8 protein-coding genes are annotated in these 8,391 nt (G+C 73.4%); 3 read left to right on the top strand and 5 right to left on the bottom strand.

What is annotated here, in order from left to right; translation table 11 throughout:
* Positions 1 to 127: 127 nt before the first annotated feature.
* The 5 genes from B7X32_RS15575 to B7X32_RS15555 are packed head-to-tail and all read right to left on the bottom strand — an operon-like array spanning position 128 to position 5,670.
* Positions 128 to 925: an acylneuraminate cytidylyltransferase family protein gene (locus tag B7X32_RS15575; protein WP_292721560.1), complete on the bottom strand. Its 798-nt coding sequence runs from the start codon at positions 923 to 925 to the stop codon at positions 128 to 130.
* On the bottom strand, positions 922 to 1,986 hold the full coding sequence (locus B7X32_RS15570) for an RNA-binding protein (protein WP_292721558.1): 1,065 nt from the start codon (positions 1,984 to 1,986) through the stop codon (positions 922 to 924). The genes B7X32_RS15575 and B7X32_RS15570 overlap by 4 nt, the downstream gene beginning before the upstream one ends.
* A complete protein-coding gene (locus tag B7X32_RS15565; RefSeq protein ID WP_292721556.1) occupies positions 1,977 to 2,954 on the bottom strand; it encodes a glycosyltransferase in 978 nt (325 codons plus the stop codon). The genes B7X32_RS15570 and B7X32_RS15565 overlap by 10 nt, the downstream gene beginning before the upstream one ends.
* The gene (locus tag B7X32_RS15560) at positions 2,951 to 3,895 is read right to left on the bottom strand and encodes a glycosyltransferase family 2 protein (RefSeq protein ID WP_292721553.1); all 945 of its coding nucleotides are present in this window, start codon (positions 3,893 to 3,895) and stop codon (positions 2,951 to 2,953) included. Before B7X32_RS15560 ends, B7X32_RS15565 begins: the two co-directional genes overlap by 4 nt.
* Positions 3,892 to 5,670: a polysaccharide biosynthesis tyrosine autokinase gene (locus tag B7X32_RS15555; protein ID WP_292721550.1), complete on the bottom strand. Its 1,779-nt coding sequence runs from the start codon at positions 5,668 to 5,670 to the stop codon at positions 3,892 to 3,894. The genes B7X32_RS15560 and B7X32_RS15555 overlap by 4 nt, the downstream gene beginning before the upstream one ends.
* A gap of 161 nt (positions 5,671 to 5,831) precedes the next feature.
* Here B7X32_RS15555 and B7X32_RS15550 point away from each other — a divergent pair, with 161 nt between their 5' ends.
* Genes B7X32_RS15550 through B7X32_RS15540 form a run of 3 tightly spaced genes read left to right on the top strand, consistent with a single transcriptional unit; the run spans position 5,832 to position 8,178 of the window.
* A complete protein-coding gene (locus B7X32_RS15550; protein WP_292721548.1) occupies positions 5,832 to 7,022 on the top strand; it encodes an O-antigen ligase family protein in 1,191 nt (396 codons plus the stop codon).
* Positions 7,007 to 7,876: a nucleotidyltransferase family protein gene (locus B7X32_RS15545; RefSeq protein WP_292721545.1), complete on the top strand. Its 870-nt coding sequence runs from the start codon at positions 7,007 to 7,009 to the stop codon at positions 7,874 to 7,876. The genes B7X32_RS15550 and B7X32_RS15545 overlap by 16 nt, the downstream gene beginning before the upstream one ends.
* On the top strand, positions 7,873 to 8,178 hold the full coding sequence (locus B7X32_RS15540) for a PqqD family peptide modification chaperone (RefSeq protein WP_292721542.1): 306 nt from the start codon (positions 7,873 to 7,875) through the stop codon (positions 8,176 to 8,178). The genes B7X32_RS15545 and B7X32_RS15540 overlap by 4 nt, the downstream gene beginning before the upstream one ends.
* Positions 8,179 to 8,391 lie beyond the last annotated feature (213 nt).

Below are 8,391 nucleotides of genomic sequence, written 5' to 3'. Positions count from 1 at the left end.
CCGAGGAGTATGCCGTGCGCGTCGACGCAGAACACGATCCGCTGTCTGTTGGCGTTGATCTTCGCGAGACCGGTGAGGATCGGGTCCTCCCCGAACACGATGTACGGCGCGATGTCCCGCTCGATGATCATGACCGCGCTCCCGTCTGCCCTCGCGAGAAACCACTTCCTGCACGAGACACCACGTCACGACTGTCGTCTCGTGCAGGATCTGGTTTCTCGCCGGATCCGCCCGCGGCGGCGGTCCCGAGGTCGCGGAGCAGCTGCTCCGCGATCCGCAGGTCGACGAGCGTGTCGATGTCCACGCCCTCGGCCTCGTCCATGACGAAGAGCCCCACGCGGCCGCCGATCCGGTTGTCCTCCCGCTCGTACAGCTCCGTGCGGGTGAGGTAGAGGGATCCGGTCTCCTGGTAGAAGTAGTCGTCCGCGCGCAGGTCCTGGCGGCGCGGACGCGCGGCGGGGTCGTACTCGGCCGTCGCGCTCCCGCCCTCGGCGGCCGGGTGCCAGAAGAACGGCGTCTGCGGCACCACGCCGACGAGGCTGTCCACCCCGGTCGCGGTGAACTCGCGCACGGCGCGGGCGAGCGTGCCGGGCAGCCGGACCGGCGAGGTCGCCTGCAGCAGCATCACCGCGTCGGGGCGGCGCCCCTCGGCGGCGCGGTGCCGGATCGCGTGCAGGATCACCGGCTCGGTGGGCGTGGTGTCCTGCGCGAGCTCTGCCGGACGCAGGAAGGGCACGTCGGCGCCGGCCTCCCTGGCGATCGCCGCGAGCCCGGGATCGTCGGTCGACACGAGCACGTCGAGCGATGCGGCGAGCGCCTGCTCGATGCTCCACACCAGGAGCGGCTTGCCGGCGACCTCCCTGGCGTTCTTGCCGGGCAGGCCCTTGGATCCGCCGCGCACGGGGATCACGCACAGGATGCTCATCGTCGTCCTTCTTCCGTGAAGCCCCGGACCGCGCCGGCGATCGCCCTCGCGGGCTCGACGGCGGGGCGCGCCGGGGCGGGAGTGGCGGATCCGCCCCACACGCTCAGCTCGTACCTGTCCCAGAACTCCCGCACCCAGTCGGGCGGGCGCACGCACGTGACCCAGGCGTCCCTGCCCGCGGCCGCGGCCTCGAGCACGCCCGTCGAGAAGATCGACACGACGGGGCCGTGCGAGGCGGAGAGCGGACCGGACTCGGCGAACCGGATCCCCTGCCGCCGCCACCGCGCGTGCTGCCAGCGGGAGAGGCGGTCGACCTCGGCGGGGTGCGGGCGGTACAGCGCCGCGTGCTCGCGGCAGAAGGCCGTCGCGGTGGCCGCGCTGATCCGTCGCGGCAGCTCCGCGCCGTGCAGCTGCCCGAGGAAGACCGGGGGCGCGCCCGCGGGAGCGCGCCCCGCTCCCGCACTTCCGGAGGCGGCCCACAGCAGCTGGCTGCCCACGACCTCGCTCGTCACGTCGGCCCGCCCCGAGCGCCAGTAGTCGGCGTCGGACTCGGAGAACGCGAGCAGGTGCGCGCCCTCCGGCAGCGGCGCCATGAACGGGGTGAGCAGTCCGTGCTGCACCACGAGGCAGCTCCAGCCCCGAGCACGGGACCACGCGAACGCGGCCCGGCCCACCGGCAGGAAGTGCCCGGCGGACACGACAGCCCGCACCGCCCGCAGCGACGCGGGCGCCTCACCGGGATCCACCGGCTCCACCCGCCACGCGCCGGGCAGCCGCGCCGAGACGTCCGCCGGAGCGATGACCGCCACCGGGGCCTCCCCCAGGTGCGCGAGCGGCTCGAGGACCGAGGCGAGCGCGGTCGGGGTCACCGCGTCGAGCGCGAACAGGACGGCCGGATCCGCTCCGCGCACGTGCAGCGCGAACGAGGACGGCGCGGTGGGGCGGCGCACCGCATCGCGCACGCGCCGCGCCACGTGCCGGCTGCGCTGCCAGCGCCGCCACGCCTCCAGATCCGCCGGGAACCGCAGCCCGGCGGACGTCGAAACCCCGGTCACGCCCATGCCGCACGCACCTCCCGCATGCGGTGCACGAGCGTGTGCTCGGCGAGCGTGCGCCGCCGCCCTGCCTCTCTGATGCCGCGCGCCCAGCTCTCGTCCCGCCGCGCGCGGCGCACCTGGTCGACGAGCTCCTCGTCGCTGCGGAAGACGAGCGTCTCGGATCCGACCTCGTAGTGCTGGGCGACGTCGGGCCGGTCGATGAGCTGCAGGGCGCCGACGCCCGGCGCCTCGTAGGTGCGCATCGAGAAGCCGTCATGTCCGTCCCCGTGGATGTTGAGGGTGGCCGCGCTGCCCGCCATGACCCCGAAGTAGGTCGCACGGTCGACGTCGCCGTGCGCGGGCACGCCCGCTCCGCGCCAGCGGGCCGTCCGCAGCACGTCCCACGGGCTCCGCGACCATTCCCGCCCGTACGCCTCGACGGCCTCGCCGGCCTCGGAGAGCACCCGCAGCAGGCGCTCCCGCTCCGGGTAGCGGGCGCCGATGAAGCTCGTGCGGTGGCTGGGGCGCGGGGTGAACGCGGTGAGCGCGTCGAAGCCGTCGGGCAGCACGGCGGCATCGATGCCCCGGCCCTGCAGCGTGCGGGTGTCGTCGGGGCTGTAGCTGAACACACGGTCGACCGTGCCGAGCTTCTCGTCGTCGTAGCGCATCCGCGCGAGCTCGTCGTAGAGCCACAGGGCGCTCCGCGCGCCCGAGGCGGCGAGCGCATGCCACCAGTCCGCCTCGAGGGCGTCGCCCTTCACGACCAGGACGGCATCGGGATCCGTCTCCGCCAGCGCACGGATCGCGGCGGCGGTCGCGGCGCCGCGCACCCGGGCGGCGAAGGCGGATCCCGGCGCGCGGTGCGCGAGCGCGTTGCCGATCCCGCCGGCGTCGTAGCAGTGCACCGCCACGTCGAGCTCGAGCGCCTCGAGCGCTGCGGCGAAGGCGCTCCAGTATCCGTGGAACACCGGGCTGATCAGGAGCACCTTCATCGCGCACCCCCTGTCCGGATCGCCGCGAGCTCCCGCCGGTACGTCTCCAGCGGCCGCACCTGCCTCCCGAGGATCCGCCGTCCGGCGTTGAACGCCAGGTTCACCGCGCTCGCCGCCCGCAGCCCGGACCGCAGCAGGCCGGGATGCTCGCCCCATTTCTCGGCGTAGCGGATCCGCGCCTGGGTGACCCAGCGCACGCGCTGCGCGGAGTCCGACGAGCCGCCGCCCTCATGCCGCACCTGCACCGTGCCGAGGAAGACCGAGGGCACCCCGGCCGCGGTCAGCCGCCGCTGCAGGTCGACCTCCTCGACGTTCATGTAGTACCGCTCGTCGAAGCCGCCGACCGCGCGGAACGCGTCCGCCGGCAGGAGCAGCGCGGCGCCCAGCACCCAGTCCACCGGCAGCACCGCGCCGGGCACGCAGCGGGTGTCGTGCCCGACGGCCTCGTGCAGGCGCGGCCGGAACCGGGCGAGCGGCGTCAGCCACTCCACGATGTGATGCCTGGTCCGCGGCCAGCGCCGGCCGGACCACTGGGTGGCGCCGTCGAGGCCGACCACCATCGGCGCGACCACGGCCCGCGGCCACGGCGACGCCGCCGCGACGAGCGACGACACGAACGTCGGCTCCAGCTGCAGATCGCTGTTCAGCACGAGCAGCCGCTCCTGCGAGGCGGCGGACGCCCCGGTGTTGACGGCCGCACCGAAGCCGCCGTTGGTCTCGCGGCGCAGGACCGTCGCCCCGGCCGCATCGGGGAACGGTTCCGGCGACGCGTCGTCCACGACGATGAGCTGCAACGGGGGCGCGTCGACCTGGGTCCGCAGCGCGTCGAGCAGTGCGAGCGCCGGAGCCGGATCCCCGTAGTGCGGGACCACGACCGAGACGCCGCCCTCGTGCCGGGCACCGAGATCTCCCCCGCCCGACGTCGAGCGGACGGCGTTCACGGCCGTGCGTTCCTGCGGGCGTAGCGCGGCTTCGCGGCGTCGTGGGCCTCGTCTTCTCCGTCCACCCGCTCTCCCACGGGCTCCGCCACCTCCACCGGGGGCACCGACCGGCGGGCGCGGGCGGCCGCGGCGCGCCCGTTCGAGCCGTGCGGCCGCACGATCGCGGGGGACGCTTCCTCCCCCGCGTCGGCCGCGTCGCCGTCGGTGATGATGTCGGCCGGACCCGACGATGTCGTGAACGTCCCCTCCTCCACCGTGGCGCCGCCGTCACGCGGCGCCTCGGCGGTCGCTGCGGCGTCGCCCAGGGGCGCAGGGCTGAGGTTCGCCATCGCGGCGAAGGCGTCGACCGCGTCGTCGCCGTCCTCCGCCGTCGCGGCGCGGTGCGACTTCATGTAGTAGCGGCTGTTCTTGCGGTAGTACCCGTACCCGTTGTCCCCGCCGCGGAGGGAGACCAGGTTGAGCACGACCCCGAGGACGCGCGCGCGCACCTGCTCCAATTGCGTGCGCGCCTCGACGATCTCCACCCGGCGGGTGCGTCCCATCGCGACCACGAACACCAGGCCGTCCACGACGCTGCTGAGCACGCTCGCATCGGTGACCGCCAGCACGGGCGGCGCGTCCACGACGATGAAGAAGTCCTGTCGCAGGCGCGTGAGCAGCTGCTGGAAGGCCGCGGATCCGAGCATCTCGGAGGGGTTCGGCGGGATCCCTCCGGCCGGCAGGACGAACAGGTTCGCCTCCTCGGTGCGACGGATCGCGGATCCGATCGGCACCTGCCCGCTGAGCACCTCGCTGAGGCCGATGGCCTCGTCGATCTCGAAGCCCTTCGCGATGGTCGGGCGCCGCAGGTCGCCGTCGATCACCAGCGTGCGCTGCCCCGACTCGGCGAGCACCCTGGCCAGGGCGCGGGTCGTCTCCGACTTGCCCTCGCCGAGGTTCGCGCTGGTGACCATCACGACCCTGACCTCCTGATCCACGCTCGCGAAGCGCAGCCCGGTGCGGATCTGCCGGTACGCCTCGTGCGCGACCGCGCGGGCGAGTGCGGCGTTGCGGCCCTGGCCGCTCTTCCGCATCCGCGGGACCCGGCCCAGCACTCCCGCGCCGACCAGCGCCGCGACGTCGGTGTGCGCCCGCACGCGCACGTCCATCGCCCGGCGCAGCAGCAGCGCGATGAGCCCGAGCACGAGTCCTGCCCCGCCGCCGATCCCCGCGATGAGGGGCTTGTTCGGCGCGGACGGACGCGTGGGGGCCACGGCCTCGTCCATCGGCACGATCGCGATGCCGCCGGGCGCCGCGTTCGTGGCCGACTTGGGCTCCGGCGGCAGGGAGGGGTCGACCGGAGCGGCCGACTGCGCCACCTGCTCGATGTGGGCCACGACCTTGGCGAGGGCGTGCAGGGCGCCGTTGGCGAGCTTCAGCGCGCTCTTCGGATCCGCGGCATCGGCCGTTACCTCGACCAGCGTGCTCCCCGGCACCACGCGCGCGCTCAGCGAGCCGTGCAGCTCCGCCGCCGAGACACCCGCCTCCTTCGCGATCTCGTCGCGCACCTGCGAGGTGTTGATCAGCGGCATGTAGGCGCCGGCGCGGGCGACCGCCTCGTCCGAGCCCGCGATGACCGCGGTGCCGGTCGCGGCGATGAATCCCGTCGCCTGCGAGGTGTACACCGGGGCGAGGGTCTGGGCGTAGCCGAAGCCGGCGAGCGCACCGAGCAGCAGCCCCGCCGCCAGATAGAGCCAGCCACGGCGGAGGATGGTGAAGAGGTCGAGCACAGTCACGGAAGGCTCCCCACAAGCTTCTTGGGGAGAAGTCCCAAGTGCCCCGGCGCCGACTCCCCAGCGGCGCTTGGCGGTATTCTAGCCACGCCCGCCTCGAATCGGCCAGGACCAAAATATCGGTTCCCTGTCGCCGTGAGCGCCGAGCGATCTAGAATCGGCGCGTGGCCGTCGCGAGCACTGGGGCGTCGATGGCGTCGCGGGGCTCCGGCCCCCTGGCGCCCCTCCGCGATGCCCAGCTCGTGCCGGACGGCCACTCCACGCGGATCCTCGACGGGCTCGTCGGCATGCTGCTCGTGATCCGCACGAATCCGCCGGGGATCCCGCTCCCGGTGGCCCAGCTCGTGATCGTCGCCTTCCTGGTCCTCGCCCTGTTCCGGCACCCGACGCGCTCGTTCCGCGGAGCGCGGTGGTATCCGTCGGTGATGGTCGTGCTCATGGCGTTCCTCCTCGCCGAGACCGTGCTGAACGGCATCGATCCGACCCGCCGCGCCGGGAACATCGCCGCGCTCATGCTCTTCGCGGCGTTCCTCGCGTCGGGGCGCATCGACATCGGCTCCGTGCTGAAGGGCCTCGGCGTCGGCCTGCTGCTCAACGCCGTCCTGTTCTACGCCCGGGTCGCGCCGAACAACTACGAGGGCAAGCTGACGGGCTTCCTGGAGGACAAGAACGCGTCGGCCCTCGTCTACGCGATCGCGGCGATCCTGCTCACCCTGACCACGCGCCGGCTCCGCGCGAGGATCCTCATCCTCGCCGCGGGCGCCGTGGCCGTCGTCCTCACCGACTCGCGCACCACGATCGCCGCCTATGCCGTCGCGCTGCTGTACCTGCTGGTGTCGACCTGGGTGAACCGGGGGTTCCAGCTCGTGGCCCTGGCGGGTGCGGTGCTCGCATTCCTCTGGGCCGACAACAACCTCACGACCCTCGGCGACTACGCGTTCGACCGCAAGGGATCCGATGCCTTCCGCATGCGCATCGACTTCGCGTCCGGGCAGAAGGCGCTCGCCGCGCCCTGGTACGGGAGCGGACTGGGCCAGGCGACCGTGCAGCTCGACTCCGGCACCTGGTTCTTCCACAACTCGTACCAGGCGCTCATCGTCGAGGGCGGGATCGTGCTGATCGTCGTGATGGTCGCCCTGTACGCCGTCGTCGGACTGGGCATCGGCACAAAGGTCATCGTCGACGCCACCCGCTTCGACGCCCGCGTCGTCACCGCGGCGACCCTCGTCGTCTTCCTGTGCGCCGTGCGTCTGGGCGAGGTGTTCTTCACGCCGATCGCGTTCCTGGTGCTCGGCGTGGGTCTCGCCCGCCTGCTCGGTCCGATCGGACAGGACCCGCCATGGTGGAGACGCTGACCGCCGTGACCCCGCGCGTGCCGGCATGGGCGAACGTGCATCTGTCGCACGCGATGGTGCAGCGCGTGGCCGAGGAGGCGGGAGTGGATCTGCTGCACATCAAGGGTCCGGCCACCGACGTGGCGCTGCGCGCGGAGAGGCATCGCTCCGCCGACGTGGACGTGCTCGTGCGCCCGGCGCATCTCGATCGGCTGATCGCCGCTCTCGAGGCGCAGGGCTGGTCGCTGTACACGGGGTTCGAGGAGGGCTCGCCGTTCGAGCACGCGGCGAACTTCCGGCACCCGTCCTGGAGCTTCGTCGACGTGCATCGCACCCTTCCCGGGCCGCGCGCCGATCCGGAGGCGGTGTTCGAGCGACTCTGGCGCGACCGTGGCACGGCGCCCATCGCGCACCGGCCGTGCACGGTGCTCTCCCCCGCCGGCCAGGTGCTCGTGCAGACCACGCACGCCGCCCGCTCGCAGGGCTCCGAGCCCGCCGATGCATGGGCGCGGTGCGGCGAGGACGTGCAGCGGGAGGTGCGGGTGCTGGCCGAGGAGCTGCAGGCCACCACGGCGCTCGCGGCGGGGATCGGCGAACTGGCGCAGCACGGCGATGCGCCGGACTTCGCCCTCTGGACGTTCTGGTCCCGCCGCGACGGCGACCGGCTGGACGAGTGGTCGGCGCGGTTCCGCTCCGCGGTGGGCGCCGGTGCGAAGCTGCGGGTGCTGCGGCAGTCGCTGCGGGTGAACCGCACCCATCTCGCGCTGCGCCTGGGCCGTGAGCCTCGCCGGGGCGAGATCGTGCGCGCGCAGTTCGCGCGCCTGCGCCTCGCGGGCAAGGTCCTCGGAGCACGTCTGCGCGGAGCCCGGCGATGAGCGGCTACCGCATCTCGCCGCAGGCGGCCTGGATCGAGGCTTCCGAGCACGACGGCCCCGACCACGTCGTCTGGGCCGCGCATCTCGGCTCCGGCGCGCAGTTCGAGTTCACCGACACCGGCTGGCTGATCTGGATGCTCCTCTCCGACGGCATCGGCGACGCCGCGACGCTCACCGCCGAGCTGAGGCGCATCCACGCCGAACTCGGCGCCGAGGCCTCCGGATCCCCGTCCGATGAATCCGCCGTCTCGGCCTTCCTCGCCGAGCTGCTCGCCGACGGCCTCGTCGTCGCGGACGCCTGAGCGGGCCCGGGATTCGGTCCGACCGGATCCGTCAGGATTCGCAGGTGCGGAAACCGCACGGCGCCCCTAGAGTGAGCACAGCCGAGGTTCCTCCCCCTCCTCGGCGTTCTAGCCGGTGCAGTCCACTGCCAGGAAGCGATGAGCTGGGGTTCTCCCGCTTCCGTGGACCGCGGCTTGGACTGCACCGGCGCCCCCGGATCCGCGGCCTGCCCT

This window comes from Microbacterium sp. 13-71-7 (genome assembly GCF_002257455.1).
GTDB lineage: Bacteria > Actinomycetota > Actinomycetes > Actinomycetales > Microbacteriaceae > Microbacterium.
Note: the sequence above shows the minus strand (reverse complement) of the source record. Positions and strands in the feature narration are given on the sequence as shown.

Coding starts and splice junctions, on each gene's coding strand:
- B7X32_RS15575 (WP_292721560.1), bottom strand. CDS start 925: ATGAGCATCCTGTGCGTGATCCCCGTGCGCGGCGGATCCAAGGGCCTG.
- B7X32_RS15565 (WP_292721556.1), bottom strand. CDS start 2,954: ATGAAGGTGCTCCTGATCAGCCCGGTGTTCCACGGATACTGGAGCGCC.
- B7X32_RS15545 (WP_292721545.1), top strand. CDS start 7,007: ATGGTGGAGACGCTGACCGCCGTGACCCCGCGCGTGCCGGCATGGGCG.
- B7X32_RS15570 (WP_292721558.1), bottom strand. CDS start 1,986: ATGGGCGTGACCGGGGTTTCGACGTCCGCCGGGCTGCGGTTCCCGGCG.
- B7X32_RS15540 (WP_292721542.1), top strand. CDS start 7,873: ATGAGCGGCTACCGCATCTCGCCGCAGGCGGCCTGGATCGAGGCTTCC.